26 protein-coding genes and 1 pseudogene are annotated in these 21,211 nt (G+C 51.5%); all 27 read left to right on the top strand.

Annotated features, from left to right (window positions below; genetic code table 11):
• Positions 1-12: 12 nt before the first annotated feature.
• Positions 13-591, top strand: coding sequence for a hypothetical protein (locus tag Q0V82_RS12495; RefSeq protein WP_297576227.1), 579 nt, complete (start codon positions 13-15; stop codon positions 589-591).
• 137 nt (positions 592-728) lie between these two features.
• Positions 729-1,181, top strand: coding sequence for a hypothetical protein (locus Q0V82_RS12490; protein WP_297576225.1), 453 nt, complete (start codon positions 729-731; stop codon positions 1,179-1,181).
• Positions 1,182-1,314: 133 nt separating this feature from the next.
• Positions 1,315-2,025 (top strand): hypothetical protein, encoded by a 711-nt coding sequence (locus Q0V82_RS12485; RefSeq protein ID WP_297576223.1) that lies wholly within the window; start codon positions 1,315-1,317, stop codon positions 2,023-2,025.
• 38 nt (positions 2,026-2,063) lie between these two features.
• Positions 2,064-2,285, top strand: coding sequence for a hypothetical protein (locus Q0V82_RS12480; RefSeq protein WP_297576221.1), 222 nt, complete (start codon positions 2,064-2,066; stop codon positions 2,283-2,285).
• On the top strand, positions 2,266-2,775 hold the full coding sequence (locus Q0V82_RS12475; RefSeq protein ID WP_297576219.1) for a terminase small subunit: 510 nt from the start codon (positions 2,266-2,268) through the stop codon (positions 2,773-2,775). Before Q0V82_RS12480 ends, Q0V82_RS12475 begins: the two co-directional genes overlap by 20 nt.
• 49 nt (positions 2,776-2,824) lie before the next feature.
• Entirely contained in the window at positions 2,825-4,714 is a 1,890-nt protein-coding gene (locus tag Q0V82_RS12470; RefSeq protein ID WP_297576217.1) for a phage terminase large subunit family protein, read from the top strand.
• Positions 4,707-4,931: a gpW family head-tail joining protein gene (gene gpW, locus Q0V82_RS12465; protein ID WP_297576215.1), complete on the top strand. Its 225-nt coding sequence runs from the start codon at positions 4,707-4,709 to the stop codon at positions 4,929-4,931. The genes Q0V82_RS12470 and gpW overlap by 8 nt, the downstream gene beginning before the upstream one ends.
• A gap of 8 nt (positions 4,932-4,939) precedes the next feature.
• Complete coding sequence (locus tag Q0V82_RS12460) at positions 4,940-6,508, top strand: phage portal protein (RefSeq protein WP_297576213.1); 1,569 nt, start codon at positions 4,940-4,942, stop codon at positions 6,506-6,508.
• The gene (locus Q0V82_RS12455; RefSeq protein WP_297576212.1) at positions 6,501-7,103 is read left to right on the top strand and encodes a phage baseplate assembly protein V; all 603 of its coding nucleotides are present in this window, start codon (positions 6,501-6,503) and stop codon (positions 7,101-7,103) included. Before Q0V82_RS12460 ends, Q0V82_RS12455 begins: the two co-directional genes overlap by 8 nt.
• 174 nt (positions 7,104-7,277) lie before the next feature.
• Positions 7,278-8,540: a S49 family peptidase gene (locus tag Q0V82_RS12450; protein WP_297576210.1), complete on the top strand. Its 1,263-nt coding sequence runs from the start codon at positions 7,278-7,280 to the stop codon at positions 8,538-8,540.
• A 3-nt stretch (positions 8,541-8,543) separates the two neighbouring features.
• The gene (locus tag Q0V82_RS12445) at positions 8,544-8,903 is read left to right on the top strand and encodes a head decoration protein (protein ID WP_297576209.1); all 360 of its coding nucleotides are present in this window, start codon (positions 8,544-8,546) and stop codon (positions 8,901-8,903) included.
• Positions 8,904-8,915: 12 nt separating this feature from the next.
• A complete protein-coding gene (locus tag Q0V82_RS12440) occupies positions 8,916-9,935 on the top strand; it encodes a major capsid protein (protein ID WP_297576207.1) in 1,020 nt (339 codons plus the stop codon).
• A gap of 10 nt (positions 9,936-9,945) precedes the next feature.
• Positions 9,946-10,140 (top strand): hypothetical protein, encoded by a 195-nt coding sequence (locus tag Q0V82_RS12435; protein ID WP_297576205.1) that lies wholly within the window; start codon positions 9,946-9,948, stop codon positions 10,138-10,140.
• Positions 10,137-10,508: a hypothetical protein gene (locus Q0V82_RS12430; protein WP_297576203.1), complete on the top strand. Its 372-nt coding sequence runs from the start codon at positions 10,137-10,139 to the stop codon at positions 10,506-10,508. The genes Q0V82_RS12435 and Q0V82_RS12430 overlap by 4 nt, the downstream gene beginning before the upstream one ends.
• Positions 10,465-11,004 (top strand): Gp37 family protein, encoded by a 540-nt coding sequence (locus Q0V82_RS12425; RefSeq protein ID WP_297576201.1) that lies wholly within the window; start codon positions 10,465-10,467, stop codon positions 11,002-11,004. Before Q0V82_RS12430 ends, Q0V82_RS12425 begins: the two co-directional genes overlap by 44 nt.
• Complete coding sequence (locus tag Q0V82_RS12420; RefSeq protein ID WP_297576199.1) at positions 11,001-11,234, top strand: hypothetical protein; 234 nt, start codon at positions 11,001-11,003, stop codon at positions 11,232-11,234. The genes Q0V82_RS12425 and Q0V82_RS12420 overlap by 4 nt, the downstream gene beginning before the upstream one ends.
• Positions 11,224-12,642: a phage tail sheath subtilisin-like domain-containing protein gene (locus Q0V82_RS12415; RefSeq protein WP_297576197.1), complete on the top strand. Its 1,419-nt coding sequence runs from the start codon at positions 11,224-11,226 to the stop codon at positions 12,640-12,642. Before Q0V82_RS12420 ends, Q0V82_RS12415 begins: the two co-directional genes overlap by 11 nt.
• 12 nt (positions 12,643-12,654) lie before the next feature.
• Positions 12,655-13,170 carry a phage major tail tube protein gene (locus Q0V82_RS12410; protein WP_297576195.1) on the top strand — a complete coding sequence of 172 codons (516 nt, stop codon included), beginning with the start codon at positions 12,655-12,657 and terminating at the stop codon, positions 13,168-13,170.
• Positions 13,171-13,464: a hypothetical protein gene (locus tag Q0V82_RS12405; RefSeq protein ID WP_297576179.1), complete on the top strand. Its 294-nt coding sequence runs from the start codon at positions 13,171-13,173 to the stop codon at positions 13,462-13,464.
• Between the two features lie 170 nt (positions 13,465-13,634).
• The gene (locus Q0V82_RS12400) at positions 13,635-15,884 is read left to right on the top strand and encodes a phage tail tape measure protein (RefSeq protein WP_297576177.1); all 2,250 of its coding nucleotides are present in this window, start codon (positions 13,635-13,637) and stop codon (positions 15,882-15,884) included.
• Positions 15,884-16,429 carry a phage tail protein gene (locus Q0V82_RS12395; RefSeq protein ID WP_297576175.1) on the top strand — a complete coding sequence of 182 codons (546 nt, stop codon included), beginning with the start codon at positions 15,884-15,886 and terminating at the stop codon, positions 16,427-16,429. Before Q0V82_RS12400 ends, Q0V82_RS12395 begins: the two co-directional genes overlap by 1 nt.
• Positions 16,429-16,650, top strand: coding sequence for a tail protein X (locus tag Q0V82_RS12390; RefSeq protein WP_297576173.1), 222 nt, complete (start codon positions 16,429-16,431; stop codon positions 16,648-16,650). The genes Q0V82_RS12395 and Q0V82_RS12390 overlap by 1 nt, the downstream gene beginning before the upstream one ends.
• The gene (locus tag Q0V82_RS12385) at positions 16,638-17,684 is read left to right on the top strand and encodes a phage late control D family protein (protein ID WP_297576171.1); all 1,047 of its coding nucleotides are present in this window, start codon (positions 16,638-16,640) and stop codon (positions 17,682-17,684) included. The genes Q0V82_RS12390 and Q0V82_RS12385 overlap by 13 nt, the downstream gene beginning before the upstream one ends.
• Before the next feature lie 3 nt (positions 17,685-17,687).
• Positions 17,688-18,053 (top strand): GPW/gp25 family protein, encoded by a 366-nt coding sequence (locus Q0V82_RS12380; RefSeq protein ID WP_297576169.1) that lies wholly within the window; start codon positions 17,688-17,690, stop codon positions 18,051-18,053.
• A complete protein-coding gene (locus tag Q0V82_RS12375) occupies positions 18,046-19,170 on the top strand; it encodes a baseplate J/gp47 family protein (RefSeq protein ID WP_297576167.1) in 1,125 nt (374 codons plus the stop codon). The genes Q0V82_RS12380 and Q0V82_RS12375 overlap by 8 nt, the downstream gene beginning before the upstream one ends.
• A gap of 1 nt (position 19,171) precedes the next feature.
• Positions 19,172-19,744, top strand: a complete 573-nt coding sequence (locus tag Q0V82_RS12370) for a phage tail protein I (RefSeq protein ID WP_297576165.1) — start codon at positions 19,172-19,174, stop codon at positions 19,742-19,744.
• A pseudogene (locus Q0V82_RS12365) lies at positions 19,744-21,211 on the top strand (hypothetical protein); the annotation flags it as partial. The gene Q0V82_RS12370 and the pseudogene Q0V82_RS12365, both read left to right, overlap by 1 nt.

Below are 21,211 nucleotides of genomic sequence, written 5' to 3'. Positions count from 1 at the left end.
GAGGAGGTGAGTATGGCGAAGAATGCGTGGACTCGGCCAGCAGGGGCTGATGGGTATGTGCCAATTGTGATGCTGCGACAACGGATGGCCGCGATGTACGGCCAGCGCTGGTCGGCCTTGTTTCCGGATGAGGCTGCAGTGATTGCTTGGCAAGATGAAGCGGCGGCATTTTTGTATGCCCAAGGCGTGAAGTGGATCTGGATGCGATCGGCGCTCGATCGTTTGCGTGCGGGTTTGAAGGCGGAATCAATGCCGCCAAGCTTGGGTGAATTGGCTGCGATGTGTCGACCCGAAGCGGACTATGCCCAAACTTTTGCCGAAGCCCAAAGCAAGGCGCATGCCCCTGATGCATTAGCTGCTGATTGGTCGAGCCCTGCTGTGTATTGGGCTGCTTATGATTTTGGCTTGAGTTCAATTCGCTGCGCAACATGGCGCGGGGTGAATAAGGTGCGCTGGATTGAATGCTTGGCAAAACGACTTGAAGGACATTGCCCGGCCATTCCGGAGCGAGCGCCAGAAAAGGTTTACACGCGAGGCAATCCAGAAGTGGCCAAGAGCGCCATGGCTGGATTACGCGCACAGCTGGGTTGATGGTGTTGTAGAAGGACTGCAACCGTGGTGATAACACCATGGTTGAGCATTAAAAATAAAGCCCTGCGGACTGAGCAATTCGGCAGACGACGGTGGCTAGAGGCCCTATGTAGAGCTTGATCGTAAGCGAGGGTGTAATGATTGATTTTATTGATGGACGTTTAAAGTTGTGGGCGGAATGGGCGAGTCGGCGTGATGACTGCGGCTTGGGTTATGTACAGAGCCAGTTGGCGCGGTTGGGAGAAGCGGCTGGCGGGGGTAAGTTTGCGGGTTTGCCACATGATGTGTGCGTGGATGATTTGCATGAGTTGCAAAAGATTGTTGCTTATCTACCGTTTGAATTGCATCAAGCGGTTTGGCAATGCTACATGACGCATGGTACGGCGATGCAGCATGCTGAGGCTTGTGGTTGTGGGAAAACGGCTTATTTTAATCGCTTACATCGGGCGCATTTGCTGGTGATGGAGGCATTGCAGGTGGGGGTTGATGAGGTACCATTGTTAGTAATAGGCCGTGCGGCGCTAACTGCGTCGTTGCTGGCAGGCAATGCGGTGGCGCGAGCCAACTTAAAAAAAGTATTGACGATTTGAGGTGAACTGATTAGAGTCAAATCCGCTAAGCTGTTGATTTTTACGTTTAGCTCAAGAACCTCGCCTAAACGCGAGGTTTTGTCGTTTCTGAGCCCTGCCGATGCGCAGGGCTTTTGTATTTCTGGCGCGGATTATGCAAAAGTATTTTGAGTCTGATGTGCAGCGAGTTCTGGCGGCATTAAGTCGTGCGGCTTTGAAGCAAGTGCCTTATGCGGCGAGTGTGGCGTTAAATCGCACCGCGCAGTCTTTACAGAAAAAGATGTTGCTGCAGTTGGACGCCGATATTCATAAGCCGACGCCGTTTACTAAACGGGGTTTGGCCGTTAAGCGATCCACTAAACGCGATTTGATTTCGATTGTCGGTTGGCTGCCAAAGCAGGCCGAGTATATGCGCTATCAGATTGAGGGTGGGCAACGTGATCCACGCAAAAATGCTTTATTGATGCCGGGTAAAAAGACGCGGCGCAATCAGTATGGCAATACCACGAATAGTTTCACTAAGCGCATTAAGTCTGAGCTGGCGGCGCAGGCTGGATTTACTGGGCCTCGACGAAATCGATTGACGCAGTTTTCTGGTAAGGGCGGGAAGGTGAAGCAGTTCGCGGCCGCTGAGTCAGATCGATTGTTTGTGGGTAAGCCGGTTGGCTTTGATGGTGGCGCGGGTATCTGGCGGCGCATCAATAAAGGCCGGCAACAGAAGATTGCGTTGGTGTTTGCATTTCGTGATGATGCAAAGTACACACCAGTCTATCGACTGCCGCAAGGAATTGATCGTGATGTTGAGGCCACCTTTCTCGAAGAGTTTAAGAAAGCGATCGCCGCTGCCGTCGCCTCGGCGCGGTGAGCGTGAGCCGCGATCGATGTGAGGTCTTATGACCTCACATGCTGCGCTGGGATTTTCTGGCGTTTTCTCAGGAAACAGCGGGTCCTTCCTGGGCCTTCGCCAGCATGGGTATTTGGCAACCCCGAGTCCTCTCTAGTGATGGGCTTGCTATAGACTTCCTTCCTTTTAGTGGTCTAAAAAGTCATGTAAAACAACAACTTAAAAACAGTAAAAATGGTCGACTTGGCCAGGTGGTCGAACATGGGAAAAATCGTCAATAAAAAGGAACTGGCGCAAATCGTCGGGGTGTCTGAAAGGACGCTCACAGAGTGGCAGCGTGCAGGCATGCCGATAGTGCTTTCAAAAGGGCGTGGCACGTCCAATCAATATGACACCGCTCAAGTTTTAAGTTGGCAAATCGCCAAAGCGCTGACCGGCTCATCGGAATCGCCTAAAGATCGTCTTGATCGATTGCGGGGTAATCAGATTGAGCGACAAATGGAGGTCGAAGCCAGGCAACTGGTGGCGGTGGCGGATATTGAGCCAGCGCTGTCGCAATTCTTTTCTGACGCGGTGGCCTTATTGGCGGGCCTGCCAGATAAATATGCACAGATTTTTGAAACTGCGGTGAGTTTAGATGCGAAACATGCCGTGCTTGAAGACATGATCGCTGAGATTCGGCAGGCATTGGGTGATTATGAATACTGTACCAACGTTGCCCAAGAATACGGCGAAGGCTTTGATGAGCAAATTATTGAAGAAGATTGTTAGGCCCCCGCCTCGGATCAGCCCTGCAGCATGGGGCAAGCAATATCGGCGCATGAGCGCAAAAGAATCGGCCATTGTTGGCCGTTTTTCGTTTTATGTGAATCCATATCTGGAATGGCTGCTCGAGCAAATGATGCGGCGCGATGTGAATCGAATCGTCTGCGTTAAATCTGCCCAGGTCGGCTGGACACAAGCGGCCATTTTGAATGTGTTGGGCTGGTTGATTCATATCCGCAAAGGCACTGCGATTGTGATGTTTCCCAAAGAGGGCGCAGCACAATCGTTTAATTCTGAAAAATTCGAGCCGATGATCGAGGGTACGCCTGAACTGTCGGCAATTATTCCGATCAAGAGCCGTAATAAAGACAATAAGCAGCTGTTTAAAAACTTTGTGGGTGGCTTTGTAAAGTTTATTAGCAGTAACTCGATCTCGGATGTGAAATCGACATCGGCGCGTTATTTATTTGTTGAAGAGCCTGATGATTGCAATTTGAATCTGCGTGGCCAAGGCGATGCAATCAAACTGCTTGAGGAACGCGGCAAATCTTTTCGCGATATGAAAATGCTCATTGGTGGCACGCCATCGATTAAAGGCATTAGCAGTATTGAAGATGAATTTGCCAATAGTAATCAAGTGTATTGGCATGTGCCTTGCCCTGATTGTGGTGAATATCAGCCGCTGGTGTGGGAGCAAGTCCAGTGGAATAAAGATCCCGAGCTCAATGATGAACATCTAGGGCAGCACAAACCAGGCACCGCGCATTATGTTTGTCAGTATTGCGGTTCGCACTGGAATGATGTGCAAAAAAATACGGCCATTCGGGCTGGTCGACCGGTTGAAACGGCGCCATTTCGGGGTACGGTGGGTTTGGCGCTGAACGAGCTATATAGCCAAATGCATAACAGCCGCTTTGAAATGCTGGCTGAGAAGTTCATCAAGGCCAATAAAAAGCTCAAAGCTGGCGATGCTGCTGAAATGATCGTATTTTTTAACGCGACCTTGGGGCTCTCTTGGGAATTCAAAGACGGTAGTGAAAAGCCCGATACCCTCAAAGAGCGCGGTTTGGATTATCCGCCGATGACGGTTGCACGCGGTGGTTTGGTGCTGACTGCTGGGATCGATGTGCAGCATGATCGATTGGCGGTGGTGATTCGGGCATGGGGTCGCGGTGAAGAAAGCTGGTTGGTGCAGTGGACTGAAATTCAAGGTAATCCGCTGGATTTGCGCTCGACCGATGATGATGGCAATCCTCGGGTCACGGTTTGGCAAAAATTAGAAGCCATATTGTTTGCGCCAATTCGACATGTTGATAATTTCTACCTGAATATTACCGCTGTGGGCATTGATAGCTCGGACGGTAATACATCAGATGTGGTGTATGACTGGGTGCGAGCCAATAAACGCCGTCCTGATGTGCTGGTGATGGCGGTCAAAGGTGGGGCCTTGGCTGGGCTAGAAGTTTTTAGTAAACCCAGAATCAGTGTCGATACCGATTACCGAAATACCAAAGCATCGAAATATGGTTTGCGTGTATTTATTGTCGGTACCAGCAAGGCCAAAGACGTACTGATTGGCTCACACGGTCGGCTTTCACTCGAAGGCCATGGACCAGGGCGCTTTCATTTCACCAAACATGTTCGCGAGGACTACTGCGAACAATTACTTTCTGAACGAAAAATTCCAAAAAGACAAAACGGCGGGCATTACTCCGCTGAATTGGCGTGGCAAAAGCAAGCTGGGAAACGCAATGAAGCACTCGATTGCGAGGTCTACTGCTTGCACGGCTCACGTGCGCTCAAGCTGCATTTAAAGTCAGAAGCGGACTGGGCCAAGCTTGAAAATGAACTGCGCCAAACGCCACTTTTTGAAACGCAAACTAAACCGATTGCTGAGTTTATACCCTTGCAAGCGGTTTCTATGATGGATGACTTTGATGACTGATTTAAGCACCTTGCGGCTACGCTTAGTCGAAGCAGAAAACGCGCGGCATAAATTACTTACGGGTTCGCTGCGTGAGCGAATTAACCGAACGGGCACGGAGATTACTTATTCTCGCGCCGATATCGATAAACTTGAGCGCTATATCAGTACGTTGAAAGGCGAAATTGCCGTGGCCAGTGGTGGCGCAGGTCGACGCGTGATGCAGCAATACTTTTAGGATGAGCCATGCAAACCGGTAGCAAACACCGCTCGCTGTCACAACAATTGCGAATCAATGCCAGTAGTCATACCGGTGCATCGATGACGACACCGCAAATGGCGTCGTGGATGCCCGTGGCTGGCAGCGCGGATGCAGATTTATTGCCCGAATTGGGTACGCTGGTGGCTCGCTCTCGCGATATTAGTCGCAACAATGGCATTGCGGCCTCTGGCGTACAAACCCTAGTCGATAACGTGGTTGGTACAGGTTTGCGTCTGTCGGCTTTGCCGGATTGGAAAACGCTGGGTAAAGACGCTGCTTGGGCTCTGGCTTGGCAACGTAATGTTGAAACCCTGTGGCGCGAGTGGACTAAATCAACGTTTTGCGACGCGGGTTTATCGCTGAATTTCGCGGGGCTTACCGAGTTGATGTTTCGCTCGCAATTACTCAATGGTGATGCCATTGCATTGCCGCTGTGGTTAAAGCGCCCTGGTAGTCGGTTTACCACTACTTTTCAATTGATTGAAGCGGATCGACTGTGCAATCCAAATGGTCAGCCTGATTCGGCCACATTACGCGGCGGTATTGAGTTTGATACCTACGGCGCACCACAAGCGTATTGGATTCGTAAAACGCATCCCGGTGATTATATTGGGATCGCCGGTTCGGTGGCGGGGGAATGGGAGCGTATTCCGGCCAGAACGAGCTGGGGACGGCCTCGAATTATTCATTTGTTTGATAAAGAGCGCGCTGGCCAAGCACGCGGCAAACCGCTGATTTCTTCGGTATTGCAGCAGTTTCGCCAGCTTGATAAGTACAACGGTGCGGAGCTCGATGCAGCGGTCATCAACGCGATGATGGCGGCTTTCATTGAAACCCCGATGGACTCTGAAGGACTGCTAGAAATGTTTGGCGGTAGTGATGGCGTCAATGATGTGATGGCCAAGCGCAATCAAAGCCGTGCCAAACTGAAAAGTGGCAGCATTATCCCGCTGTATCCGGGCGAAAAAATGGCACCATTTATGCCGGCGCGACCCGCTGCACAATTTGAAGCTTTTACTGTTGCGGTGATGCGGCAAATCGCCGCTAGTATGGGCTTGCCGTATGAGCTGCTACTGAAAGACTTCTCAAAAACCAACTATTCGTCAGCGCGTGCCGCCTTGCTTGAGGCTTGGCGTTGTTTCCGCTCGCGACGTGAAAAACTGGCCGATTATTGGGCACAAGTGGTTTATGAATTGTGGCTTGAAGAGGTTATTAATGCAGGCAAGGTCGAGGGGGCTGATTTTTATCAGCAACGTGCTGCATATACCCGCAGTAAATGGATCGGACCTGGGCGTGGTTGGGTGGATCCATTGAAAGAAATTCAAGCGGCGGACGTGCGTTTGAAATCAGGGATTTCGACCTTAGAAGCCGAATGCGCTGAACAAGGTAGCGATTGGGAAGAAGTGCTCGAGCAGCAGGCCAGAGAAAAAGCCAAACGCGCCGAGTTGGGCTTGCCCGATCCGATGCACCCAGAGATTCCAATTGTCCTTGATGACGTGGTGACTGAAGAAGACGCTGTGCCGAGCGTGGTCGAGGAGGCCGCTGATGCCTGAACAAGCGGGGTTATTAAAGTTTGGCAGTGTGAGCTCGGTTGAGTCGCCGCGTGTTTGTGTGCTGTTTGCTGACTTGGATGGCATGGTCAGTGCGCCGCTGCAGGTGATTTTTGCTAGAACTATTGGCGATCGGCATTTTGACTTGCCAAAAGTGGGAGAGCCAGTCGCTTGCTTAATGGATGTGAATATGGAGTTTGGCGTGGTAATCGGTTGCGTTTATACCGATGCCAATGCGCCACCGAGCAGTGATGTGAATAAGGTGGTGCGCGAGTTTGAAGACGGCGGCAAGATCGAATACGACCGCAGCAATGGCAAATACACCTTAAAAGCCATTGGCGACGTCAGCATTGATGCCGGTGGCAAAGTAGAAATTATTGCCGCTGAGTCGATCACCTTAAAAGCGCCAGCAATTACGCTGGATGCGCCAATGACGACAATCACCGGTGCATTGAGTTCTGGTGGTGCGGGTGGTAATGCCACATTCGGTGGTTCAGTTCAGGCCAGCGGTGATGTGAAAGCCGGTTCGATTAGTTTACAGCAGCATACCCATGGGGGTGTCTTGACCGGAGGCAGTAGCACTGGATTGCCCAAGTAAATACCCCTTCATTTTTAACCCGCCTAGATGGCGGGTTTTTTTATGGGAGTTTGATATGTTTTTTTTGTTATTCGCCATGTTTGCCAATGGCTTTGATTTTTTTAGTGCGGCGCGGACTCGATCAAAGCTTTGGCGTGTTCGCCAAATGCAGCGAAATTTAGCGCGGTATGCCGTATGAAAACACTGCCGCATTTGATCGGCCAACTTTATAACACGCCGCTGATGCTGACTTTGGATAAAGCCGAAGAGCTACACATGGCGATGAATCTGGCCTTATCGGGTGGTTTGCCCGCAAAAGCAATGTCAGATGGTTTCGCACCCAGTGCTGGCCCAGCTGGCGAGCGCAAACCTTATGCGATGGCTGGTAACGGGGTCGCCATTATTCCTGTCATGGGGCCATTGCTACAGCGCGGTGGTTGGATGGATGCGCTCTGTGGCATGAGCAGCTATGACCGAGTCGCCGCCTTGGTGGATTCGGCGATGCGCGATCGTGATGTGAATGCCGTACTACTCGAAGTCGATAGCCCTGGTGGCAGTGTCGCTGGTCTGTTCACTTTGACCTCGCGGCTCAAAGCAATGGGCGAACAAAAGCCGATCTGGACTTATGCCAACGAAGGCGCTTTTTCTGCTGCGTATGCGATTGCCGCTGCCACTCAGAAAATTTACCTACCGAGTACGGCGATGGTCGGTTCAGTTGGTGTCATTGCGATGCACGTCGATCAAAGTCAGCGCGATAAAGCGCAGGGCCTTAGTTATACGCCGATTTTTGCTGGCGATAAGAAAGCCGCTGGCAATAGCCACACGCCGCTCGACGATGCAACGCGCGCTGATATGCAGCGTGAAGTTGGGCGGCTGTACGGCATGTTTGTTGATCACGTTGCCGAGGGTCGTCAGCTCGATCGCCAAGCCGTGATCGACACGCAAGCGGGTTTGCTTAATGCAGATGATGCAGTGGCAAGCCGTTTTGCAGACGGCATCGCGTCGATTGAAGACACGGTGCAAATGCTCTCCGATGCGGCCAAACCGCAATCTGTTGTTTTTAACCTGAAGGGAAACTCGATGTCACAACCAGAAAACACCATTACAGCAGCGCAAGCGGCGATCGCTGAGCAAGCCGCTGCGGCCAGTGCCAAATCGGCAGAACGCACTCGCATTTCGGCCATTTTAGATTTGCCGCAAGCCCAAGGCCGTGAAGCATTGGCGCGTAAGTTAGCCATGACCACTGATATGCCTGCCGATGCCGTAGCGGGTTTACTTGAAGTGGCTCCAGCAGCAGCGGTTACGCCGACAACCCCTGCGGCCAATTCGGGCAAGCCTGATTTTGCTGCGGCTATGGCTGAGCTGGGTAATCCAGCTGTTGGTGCCGGTGGCGGTGATGCGTCTGGCGCAACGACGGCTGAAGCGATGGCCAAACAAATTTTAACTGCAGGGGTGTAAGCGATGTTTGCACAAAACAAAACTGAAGGCGTTTTTACGCCAGACAACCTGATGGCGGGATCCGAAGACAATGTCTTCGTCGTGAAGCGCACCATTGCTTCGGGGCAAAACCTTAAGCGCGGCGCGGTGATTGGCAAAATCACTGCCAGCGGCAAATTTATTCTGTCAGCGAGCGCTGCTGATGATGGCTCACAAGTGCCGGATGCAGTGCTGATGCAGGACGTAGATGCAACGGGTGGCGACAAAGAAGGGCTGATTTATTTACGTGCTGATTTAAATGCCAGCGCGTTGACATTGGGTGCCGGGCATACCGTGACATCGATTTTCGATGACCTACGTGCCAAAAGTATTTTTATTTTATAAGGGGTTGGGTTCATGGACATTTTTAACACCGCCGTCCTCGGCCACGTTGTTGCTGCATTGCCGCTGCCAAGTAATTTTTTGTTGAGCACGTTTTTCCCGTTCGAGCAGCGTGAAACGAGCGAAGAAATTCATTTTGAAGTTGAAGGTGGTCGCCGTCGTATGGCGCCGTTCGTGTCGCCATTGGTGGCCGGTAAAGTGGTTGGGGATAATGGCCGCGTCGTGAATAGCTTAAAACCGGCCTACATCAAAGATAAACGCCGCTTCGATCCGTCTGCACCGCTACGCCGCGCTTTGGGTGAAACCATCGGTGGTAATTACACGCCAGAACAGCGCTTGCAAATTAATTTGCGCACGTCTTTGGCCGATCAAATCAAGATGGTGAATCGTCGTCTGGAATGGATGGCAAAAGAAGTACTGCTGTACGGCAAGGTCACGATTGTTGGCGATAACTATCCAGCTGCATTGGTCGACTTTCAGCGCGACCCTGCGCTGCGAGTCATCAAAGGTAGTGGTAGCAAATGGACGGATGCCGGGGTGAATCCACTCGATGATTTGCAAACCTGGGCTTTATTGGTGTTGCAAAAATCGGGGGCTTATCCAGATAAGGTCGTGCTTGATCCTGATGCGTGGAAAGTGTTTCGGAATAACGCTGCAGTGAAAGAACGCTGGAATAGCCTGAATAGCAATATTGCGACGCTCACGCCAGCCGCAGCGGGTGAAGGCGGTAAATATATGGGGTCAATTGATGGTTTTGAGATTTATACCTACGCCGAATGGTTTGTTGATCCGATGGAAGATGTTGAAAAAGCGATGTTCCCAACCGGCTCTGTGGTGATGAGTTCATCAGCGGGTCTTGAAGGCTATCGGGCTTTTGGCGCAATTCGTGATGAAGAATCTGGCTATCAAGCTTTGCCGTATTTCTCTAAATCATGGCTAGAAAAAGACCCATCGGTACGCTGGTTACTGATGCAATCAGCACCGCTGATTGTGCCATATCGTGTTAACGCCAGTTTGTCGGCCTCGGTGCTGTAAGGGGAAAGCCATGTGGATCAAATTGAATTGCAGCTTTACCGATAAAAATGGTGCGTATGCGCCGGGCGACATCGTTGATGCTGCTGCCGCCGATGCCAAGCAATTGCTTGAGCTTGAGTTGGCAGAAAAAGCCAGCAAGCCGTCTGAAAAGCTGATTGAAGATCAAAGCCTAGACAAGACCGGCGGTGGCGGTAGCGAGCAATGAGCTGGGCGGCAGAACAAGCTGCCGCGCTCGATGAATTAGCCGTTGTCTTTGGTGTAACGGCTGAGTGGCTACCGTTTTCGGGCGGTAGTCCACTCAATCACTCGGTGTTATTTGACTCGGCAACGCGTGATTTTCATCTCGATGCGTATGGAGACGGTTTTGATTTGGCGATTCCGGATGCCGATTTTATTGCGACCTATTCAAATGATGCCTTTGCTGGCTTAAAAGCCAGCGTGGATGCGGGGCATTACGAAGAGCTCTCGATCACCGTGGATGGCAAACCGCATGGCCTGTATGCCGTTCGGCAAGTTAAAGCGGTCGGTGATGGCTCAATTTATCAAGCCAAGTTATCCGCAGCGCAAGCTTGAGGTCGCCATGCTCTATGAAATCGAACAAGCATTAATCGAGCGATTGAAAGCGCAGCTGGGACCTAGCGTTGACGTGGTGAGTAGTCAAGATGCCGTCTTGTCGCCGACGCGGCCATTAAAACGCCCCGAGGTTTTGGTCGCTTATGCCGGAGGCTCATCCAGTAAGCATGGCATGGCGCTGGATTTGATTCGGCAAGAGCAACAAACCACTTGGGTGTTATTGCTACGCTGGCGACCTCAATCGGGTGCGTCATTGGCGTTAATTGATTTGGTCAAGCAAGCCATTGTTGGCTTTAAACCGCGCTTTGCGATTAAGGCATTTACGCATGTCGATGACAGTCCGCCCGATTTTGAAGATGCCTTATTTATTTACTCTCTGACTTTTTCGGTATCGATCTATTTAACCGAAACCCCCGTTCCCGATACCGCTCCCGCACTGAAAAAAATGACATTTTCGCGGGATGATGGACATCAAATTACCGTGGAGAAACCATGAAAACAGCGAATTATCGCTACCAAGGGCCAATTACGGGCTTGCATTTGGCTGAGGGCCAAGAGCGGGTCTTGATCAATGGCATGACGGTGCAATTGCCGGTTGAGCATGAGCGAGTGCAAATGCTCGCGGGCTTAGGGCATTTAACGGTCGTCGCAGAGACTGAAAATAGCGCCGATGAGGCAAGCAAGGCACCGGCTAAAACCGGCAAAGGGGTGAGTCATGGCGGCTAATTATTTGCACGGGGTTGAAACCCAACGCGTTGATCGTAGTCCGCGCGCGGTCAATATTGTGAAATCGGCGGTGATTGGCTTGATTTGTACGGCGCCGATGGGGCCGGTGAATACGCCAACCTTATTGCTTAATGATAAAGATGGCGCCGCATTTTGTCCTGATTTAGCCGGCTTTAGTTGTGCTGATGCGCTGGATGCCATTTACGATCAAGGCGCGGCCACTGTGGTGGTGGTGAATGTGCTGGATCCGGCTATTCATAACACCACGATTGCGGCGGAAAACTCGCTGGTCAATGCCAGCGGGCAATTTAAAACAGTATTTCCTGCGGTCAGTGGTTTGGTCGTGACGGCCTCGGGTGGCACGCCAACTTATGTTGCGGGTACCGATTACACCGTCGACGTGTTAACAGGGCGTTGCCAGCGCACCGCAGCTTCGGCGATTCCTGCTAATGCTAGTTTAAAACTGGCTTACACCTATGCCGATCCAAGCAAAATCACCGCAGCTGAAATCAATGGCACGATCGATGCGCAAGGCCGACGCTTAGGTTTAAAAGCACTGGCCGATTGTTATCAATTATTTGGTTTTGTGCCGAAGATTTTGATTGCGCCTGGCTATTCCACGCTCGCCACTGTGGCGACCGAACTGATTGCTGAGGCCGATAAGCTCGGTGCTAAAACATTGATTGATGCGCCGCTGGGCCTCACCGTGCCACAGGCTATTAGTAGCCGTGGGCCCGTCGAGAATAGCAATTTTAATACCTCCAATGATGCGGCAATGCTGTGCTATCCGCATGTGAAGGTTTACGACAGTGTCACCGATACGGTGGTATTGCAGCCGCTATCAGCACGCGCTGCTGGTGTGATGGCGGCAAAAGATGTTGAGAAAGGCTATTGGTGGAGTCCGAGTAATACCGAGATTAACGGCATTGTCGGTCTTGAACGCAATCTCACCGCCAAAATTGACGATCCACAATCCGAAGTCAACGCACTGAATGAAGTTGGCATCGTGACGGTGTTTAATTCATTCGGTACCGGTTATCGCTTGTGGGGCAATCGCAACGCGAATTTCCCGAGTGAATCGGGCTTGAGTACGTTTATTAGTGTGACGCGGACCCAAGACATTATTGATGAGTCGATTCGTTACTTCACGTTGCAATATATCGATCGCTTGCAAAATCAGGCGCTGGTGGATGCCGTGGTGAATTCGATCAATCAGCTGATGAATAAGTTGATTGGTGATGGGGCGTTGCTGGGGGGAAAGTGCTGGTATGACGTGGCGCGCAATCCAGAGACTGAATTTGCCAATGGGCATTTGACGTTTAACTACAAATTGATGCCGCCACCGCCGTTTGAGCGCGGTACGTTTGAATCTGAGCTGACCAGCGAATACGCTGCCAGCGTGAAATAGGAGTAGCGCATCGTGCAAGTGAAACAAGTAACCAATGCCAACGTCTACGTCGGAGGCAATAACTGCGTCGGACAAGCGTCGGAATGCAAACTGCCAGAAATCGCTATGAAGATGAATGAGCGCAAAGGGCTCGGCATGATTGGCACGCTGGAGTTGCCCGGTGGTATCGATAAATTATCGGCCGAAATCAAGTGGAATGCTTTTTACCGCGATACGTTTTTGCAATATGCCAATCCATATAAAGCGGTGGCGCTGCAAGTGCGCTCCAGTGTTGAAAGTTGGAACGCTGTTGAAGGGCTATTTGAAGAGCAGTCTCTGGTGACGTTCCTGACCGGCACCTGCAAAAAATTCCCCTTGGGTGAACATAAACCGCAAGACGCCAATGAATACCAAACCGAATTTGCTGTGATGTATTTAAAGCAAGTGTGCGGCGGGGTTGATGTGATCGAAATCGATTTAATCAACAATATTTTTAAAATCGCCGGCAAGGATGTTAAGCCGGAGTTTCGTAACAATATGGGGCTTTAAATGACTGAAAAAACCGAGCAAGCAACCGATCAAGTGATTGAGCAAGTGACCAAGCAAACCGCCGATAATGGCGGTTTTTTATTGCCATCAGGCAAGCGAGCAAAGCAAATTGAACCCATGGGCAAGCACATTAAATTGGCACGTCGAGCGCAAGCTGGCGGCGCGGATTATTTGTTTGCCATGATTGCTCAAATTACCAAAATCGACGGCAAAGGCATTGTTGCTGAAGAGTTGGACGAATTCACTGCGGTCGATGTGAATCTATTGATTGAGATGACCTTGGGAAAGCTCTAGTCAGCGAGCATCCTTCGTTGCTGACCATTTCGCACTTGTATGCCACGTACGGTTGGTCAGAAGCTGCGGTTGATGCGATGCCCGCTGATGAATTGGCTGCTTGTTGTGCTGAGGCCGTGGCTTATCACAACCATTTGCATCGCCAGCCAGATTAATAAAAGGGGGTTCTCATGGATATGTTACAGCTCGGCATTCAGCTCAAAGCGTTTGATCACATGTCATCCGTGATCCGTGGTGCCGCAAACAAATCGATTGGCAGTTTAGATCGATTAGAGAAAAAGTTTGATGCGGTGTCGCAAAAGCTGTCAGGCAAAGGCATGAGCATGATGGCCGACGGCGCGATTTTAACGGGTTTGATGATGAAGCCGATTGCGGCATTTGCTGATGCTGAAGACGCTGCGACGGGTTTAAAAGTCGCCATGATGGGCGCTGGTGGTGTTGTTGATCAAAAATTCGATGCGATTAACGCCAAAGCGTTGAAGCTGGGTACAACCTTACCCGGTACGACGGCCGACTTTCAAAACATGATGTCTACCTTGGTCAAACAAGGGATGAGCTACGACGCAATCTTGGGCGGTGTCGGTGAGTCAGCCGCTTATATGGGCGTTTTGCTTAAAAAATCACCTGAGCAAGCGGCTGAATTTGCCGCCAAGATGCAAGACGCAACAGGGACGACCGAAAAAGACATGATGTCGCTGATGGACACCATTCAGCGATCGGTCAATCTGGGGGTGAAAGACGACAATATGCTGGCGTTTTACGCCAAGATGGCGCCCGCCATGGATACCATGAAGCGCAAGGGGGCTGATGCCGCCAAAGAAATGGCCCCGTTCGCGGTGATGTTCGACCAGATGGGCATGCAGGGCGAAGCAGCAGGTAATGCCTTACGCAAAACCATCCAGTTGGGCCTAGACACCAAGAAAGTCGCCAAAGCCAATGCTGCGCTGGCATCGCAAGGCATCAAACTGGATTTTACTGACGGCAAGGGTGAATTTGGCGGTATGGGCAATTTAATGGCCCAGCTCGACAAAATGAAAAACCTCGATACGGTGACGCGTTTGGCCGCGTTAAAAGAAATCTTTGGCGACGATGCAGAAACCATGCAGGTACTTGGCAAGGTGATCGAGAAAGGCGCAGGCGGTTACAACGAAGTCGTTGATAAATTGTTGCGGCAAGCCACATTGCAGCAGCGGGTGAATGCGCAGCTTGGGACGTTGAAAAATCTTTGGGATGCCGCGTCAGGTACGTTTACCAATGCACTAGCAAGCTTTGGTGAAGCGATGGCGCCTGAATTGAAATCAGCCGCCGAACTCTTTGGCACCTTATCGCAAAAGTTGGATGTATTCATTAAACAAAACCCAATGCTCGCCAAGTCGATTGGCATCGGCACTTTGGCGTTGGGTGGTTTGTTGCTGGCGGGTGGTGCCGTGGCGATGACTCTGGGTTTGATCACCAAAATGGCCGGCGGCGTGATGAAACCCATCGCCGCGCTGGGTGGGCTGTTTGGTAAGAAAAAAGGAGCAGGTATTGCTGACGCGGCTTCAGCCTTAGCCGGTGCGGCGGTTCAGCGCGTTTTTGTGGTCAATATGCCGGGTGGCGGTATTGGTGTCGAGCGTGGTGCCGGTGCGGCAGGGCCTGCAGGACCTGCTGGCGCAGCTAAGCGAAGTCGCTGGGGAAAAATGGCGGGTGGCGTGAATAAATGGATGGGTCGTGCCGGTGCAGCGGCGGCTGTTGCAGGTTTGGCATATGGCGCTTATGAGTTATCAACCGATAAAAAAATGAGTGCCGCGCAAAAAGTAGAAAAAGCGGGCGGCATTGTGGGTAGTGCGGGTGGCGCTTGGGGCGGTGCGGTCTTGGGTGCAAAAGGCGGTGCGATGATCGGCACGCTGATTGCGCCGGGGGTCGGCACTGCGATCGGCGGGGCTTTAGGCGGTTTAATTGGTGGTTTTGTCGGTAGTAGCTTTGGGCAAAAACTCGGTGAAATGAGTGGTAAAACATTAAGTCAGGCTGAAAAACCACGCGCTTTGAGTGCCGCAGCGCCAAGTTATGCGGCTGCGGCAGCTTATCCGTTCGTACAAAGCGTTGTACCCGCTTATGCCGCAGCATCAAGCGTACAAACTAAAGCGGGTCTGATGAGTATTGCTAGTAAAGCCGCACCCGTAGCGCCAACCTATGCAGCGGCAGCCAATATTGCGTCAAAGAGTCCGCCATTAAATCCAGTGGCAAACGGTGGCGGCAGTAAGCCAGCGCAAATCATGCAAATGACGTACAGCCCGCAACTGACCATTCAAGGCGACCCTTTGCCAGGCACGAAAGAGAAATTTGCCAAAATGCTGCGTGAGCATCAAACCGAGATTCAGACCATGATTGCTCGGGCCATGCAGCAACAGCAGCGTGTGAGTTACGCAGGAGGTGCTTGATGTATGCCTTATTGGGGGACGTCGAGTTTTCGCTGATTACTTATTTTGACGGTTTAAAAGCGACCTCAGCGACTAACTTTGCGCAGCATGATGTCATTGAAGGCAAGCCGCGTTTGCAGTTGATGGGTGATGCACTGGATGAGGTGACGATTGAATTGTCATTTCATCACTTTTTTTGTGAGCCCGAAGTTGAGCTCAAAAAATTGCAAGAAGCACGCTTAAAGCACGAGGCCCTGCCGTTTGTTTACGGTAGTGGCGTGATTGTTGGGCGCTTTGTGATTGAGAAAATTGAAGTCACGCATAAAGAAACCGATGACTTAGGGGTATTGCAGTCGATCTCTGCGAGTTTGTCATTAAAAGAATTTGTTGAAGATGACCCGCTGACCGCTAAAAAAAGTAAGCAAAAAGAAAGTGCGCCAGCGCGTAAAAGCAAAAGTAAACCCGGTAAAAAGCAACCCGTTACGGCTAAAAAATCCAGTACGACTCGGACCGAGACCAATCGAGATGGGGTGTCGTTTACCAAAATTGATGAGGTGCGAAACTAATGGATTTTATTGAGCATCGAAGCGCGGAGGGTGAGCGCTGGGATCAGTTGGCTTGGCGTTATTACGGTGATGCGTGTTTATATCAGCCGATATTGGATGCCAATCCACAATTACGCATTTTGCCATCATTGGCGGGTGGTTTACGTGTACGCATCCCGATTTTAGATGCGACCACCAGCGATCAAGCTGCTTTTGAGGATTTGCCGCCGTGGAAGAGATAGAAAAAACATCCTCTGCAAACAAGTATGCCGGACCGCGTCGCCCGGTTTTTTTTGTTGAGTACGATAAAAAAGACATCACGGCGTATTTGACGCCGTATCTGTTGTCGGTGACGTATGTCGACAAATTAACGGGCGAGGCTGATGAGCTTGAGTTGCGTTTAGAAGATCGCGCTGGCTTATGGCGTGGGGCATGGTATCCGCAAAAAGGGGATCAATTGCGCTTAACCATGGGCTATCAGGGTGAAACCATACTTGATTGCGGGGTGTTTGAAGTTGATGAGATTGAACTGGAAGGCCCGCCCGATACGGTGATGTTAAAAGGCTTGGCAGCGGCGGTGTCTAAAGCCGTTCGGACCAAAATCAGTAAAGCATACGATGGCATGGATTTGGATACGCTGGCCAAGCAAGTCGCAGATCAGCATGGCTTGAAGAAAGTAGGCGATGTTGAGCTAATTTATTTGGGGCGTGTTACTCAGAACCAAGAAACCGATTTAGCGTTTTTAAGTCGCATCGCCAGCCAGTATGGCTATTTAGTCGCAGTGCGTGATAAGCAGCTGTTTTTTAGTCAGCGCGAGTCAACGATGGATCGGCAAAGCGTACTGCAGCTGCATCGTAAACAAATGAAGCGTTATTACTTTACTGATAAAACCAGTGCAATTTATCGTGCGGCCACGGTGAGTTATCTCGACCCTAAAAGTAATAAATTGCTTGAGTTTACCGCGCATGACAAAGCGCTGGCCAAGCAAAAACACGCGGATGTGCTCAAGCTGAATGCGCGAGCTGAAAATAAACAGCAAGCCGAAGTGATGGCACGAGCGGCGTTAAAAGAGAAAAACTTAAAGGCCACTGAAGGTGAGGTGACTTTGATCGGTGATGTACGAGCGATCGCCGGTAATTCACTCGATGTACTCGATATGGGCGTACTGGATGGGCAATATCAGATCACGCAAAGTCGGCACACGATACAGCGCAGTGCAGGGTATGAAACGGTAGTGACTTTGCAACGGCTGGGGGCGATTCTAGAAAAAGGATAAAGCATGGACGTGGCTGAGATTCAAAGCAGCGAGTGGAGTATGGAGCTAGGACAGTTTGATCAGGTCGTTGAAGCCTTTGCCGATGTCGATCAATGCCTGCGGATTATTGTCCGCACACCCAAAGGCAGCGATCCGCATCGGCCTTTATTTGGCTGCGATATTTGGCAGCATTTAGACAAACCGATCAATCAAGTGCGGCCGTTAGTGATTCGCGAATTGATTGATGCGTTGTCGATATGGGAGCCGCGCATTGTGTTATTGCGGATTGAAGTCGAAGCGGCTGATTTGCACTGGCTGAATTTTAAAATTGTTTGGCAGCCCGCAGTCGGGGGCGAGCCACGACAAACCGAGGTGTTTTATCGTGAGTAATTTAATGGTGAATGCAGCCATTCCGCAATTGATCGACCGTGATCCGGAACGAATTACGCTTGAAATGATTGCTGAATTTGAGCGATTGACGGGAAAAACACTGTACCCAGCGCAGCCGGAAATGCTGTTTATTAACTTTATGGCGTATCGAGAGGTGTTGCTACGCGAAGCGGTGCAAGACGCGGGGTTGCAAAATTTAGTGCGCTTTGCGCGAGGGGAAATGCTCGATGAAATCGCTAAAAATTATGATGAAGTTGCACGTTTACCGGCGCAATTGGCACGCTGTGATTTGGAATTCAGCTTAGTTACGCCACAGGCTGTGCCGCTAGTGATTCCTGCGGGCACACGGGTGGGGAGTCAAAACGGCCGCGTCACGATGGCGACCTTACACAATGCCACTTTGCCTGCAGGCAGTTTAACCATCGTCGTTGCGAGCGCAGCAATGGAAGCGGGGGTTGCTGGCAACGGTTATATCGCAGGACAAATTACCGAACTATTGACGGGCATTGCTGGCGCTACGCCTGTGGTTCGCAATGTGACCGAGACCCGCGATGGTAGTGAAGCTGAAGATGATGCGCGCTTTCGTGACCGGCTGCTCGATGCGCCGGAGGCGTATAGCGTTGCTGGCCCTGTGGGGGCTTACCGATTTTTTGCCAAATCGGCGCATCCCGACATCATCGATGTTCACGTTGCTACGCCGCAGCCGGGCTCGATTGCTTTATACCCGCTGATGCGCAGTGGTTTGCCATCGCAAAGTATTTTGGATGCCGTGCTGTTGAAGTGTTCAAGTGAAGATCACCGCCCATTGTGCGATAGCGTCAGTGCGATTCAACCGACGGAGGTCGCGTTTAGCGTCAGCGCTAATTTGACTTTATATAGCAGCGCGAATGTCGCGCAAACTCTGAGCGTAGCGAGAACCAGTTTAGATGCCTTATTGCTGCGCATGGGCAGTCAGCTCGGTAGTGATATTGTCCCCAGCCAGATCACGGCTGCCTTGCAAGTGCCTGGCGTGAAGCGCGTTGAATTGCCGGACTTGATTTATAAAGTGGTCGCTCAAACGCAATGGTCGCGCTGTACTGACGTGGCGATTCATTTAACGGGGGTCGAGGATGGTTGATTTGCCCGATCTTGTCCCGCCACTGGCTAGCGATCCTCGGTTTAACGCGCTGGCCCAGATGCAACAAAGCCGCCTCAGTTTAGATCTGACGCGGCTTTTTCTTATCCGCTCGCAAACGGTGAAAAGCGATGTTTTGCCGTGGTTGGCCGATCAATTTAGTTTAATTGGCGATGGGTGGGAACTGGCTGAATCAGATACCGCGCAACGTGAGTTAATCGCCGGTGCTATTGCATTGCATAAGCGCAAAGGCACGCCAAGTGCAATTCGCGACATCGTTCGCCGATTGGGTTTTGGCGAGGTGGACATTATCGAAAGCATTTCTCGCTGCCTGCACGATGGCAAGAGAAAACGAAACGGCATGATGGTGCGAGGCAATGTGGTCGACTGGGCCTCGTACCGAGTGTTGATGCTCGATCGAGTGTTGACGATTGACCAGGCCGATAGACTTGAAAAATTATTACGCAACTTCGCGCCGGCGCGTTGCCATTTAGCCAGCATCGAATATCGCGCCGTACCAGTGCGGCGCAATGGCGTAGCACGGTATGACCGAACGTATAAACACGGGAGCAATTAATGGCCGATTTACAAGAAACAGGACAATGGGAAAGCGGAATTTATCAATGGGAAACCAGCGACCCCGTAGAGGGTGGACCATCTGGCATTGATAATGTGCCAACACGGCAACTGGCCAATCGAACTGCATACCTAAAAAAGCACCTCGACGAGCTCGAAAACGGCACGGTTGCAGCGGGGAAAGCCAACAAATTAAGCATCGCACGCCGCATTGCAATGATTGGTGATGCGTCGTTTTCGGTCAACTTTGATGGGTCAGCGAATGTCTCTGCCACATTAACACTGGCCAATACCGGCGTTGCCGCTGGCACGTATCCAAAAGTAACGGTTGACGCCAAAGGCCGCGTGACCGCCGGTACCGCACTCGCGGCGGCGGATATTCCGGCGCTAGATTGGGGGAAAATCACGACGGGTAAGCCGACAACAGTAGCGGGCTATGGCATTACTGACATTGCGGCGACCGTTCCCAATGCTAGCGAAACCGTGCAAGGCAAAGTCGAGCTGGCAACGAGCGCCGAAACCGTCGCCGGTGCGAGCACCTCACTTGCGGTGCATCCAGCGGGTGTCGCTGCGGCGATTGCTGCGCTGGTGGCATCATCACCCGCTGCGCTTGATACGCTGAATGAGTTAGCAGCAGCGCTGGGCAATGACCCTAATTTTGCAACGACAATGACCAACGCTTTGGCGCAAAAAGCCGGGCTGGCCAGTCCTGCGTTAACCGGTTCACCAACAGCGCCAACCCCAGCATTGGGCGATAACGATGGATCAATCGCCAACACTCAGTTTGTGCAGTCCACCGTCAACGGTAAAGTTGTTAAATCAGTAGCAGGCGGGGCAACCGTCACGCTCACCGCCGCCGAGGCCGGTGCTGCGATTTTGGAATTCACTGGCGCATTGACCGCCAATATCGCGGTAGTGGTGCCGACCGGTTCGGGCAAATGGACCATCGCTAACAAAACCACCGGCGCGTTTACGCTGACAGTCAAAACCGCAGCAGGTAGCGGTGTGGTCGTCACGCAGGATCGGACGTGGTCATTGTATTGCGATGGCACGAATGTGGTTGATGCATTGACCGATTTTCAGGACGTCAATTTAACCGGTGTGCCACGTGCGCCGAATGCGGCACGTTCTGCAAACAGCACTCAAATCGCGAACATGGCCGCAATCGCAACTGCCGTCGGCACGGACGGCGGGTTTAGTTTTCGCAATTTGTTGATTAACGCCGGTGGCACGATTAATCAGCGCGGCTATGTATCAGGCACTGCGACGGCGGCAGCAAATCAATACACGCTAGACCGTTGGCGCGTGGTAGTCGCTGGGCAATCGCTGAGCTGGGCCGCGAGTGGTGCAGTCAATGTGATGACGGCGCCAGCGGGTGGTGTTGAGCAAGTGATTGAAGGCGCAAATATTTTGGGCGGTACGTATGTGCTCAATTGGACCGGCACAGCAACCGCGACAGTCGCAGGTA

This window comes from uncultured Deefgea sp. (genome assembly GCF_947072475.1).
Lineage (GTDB): Bacteria > Pseudomonadota > Gammaproteobacteria > Burkholderiales > Chitinibacteraceae > Deefgea.
This window is presented reverse-complemented; position numbering and strand designations above follow the sequence as displayed.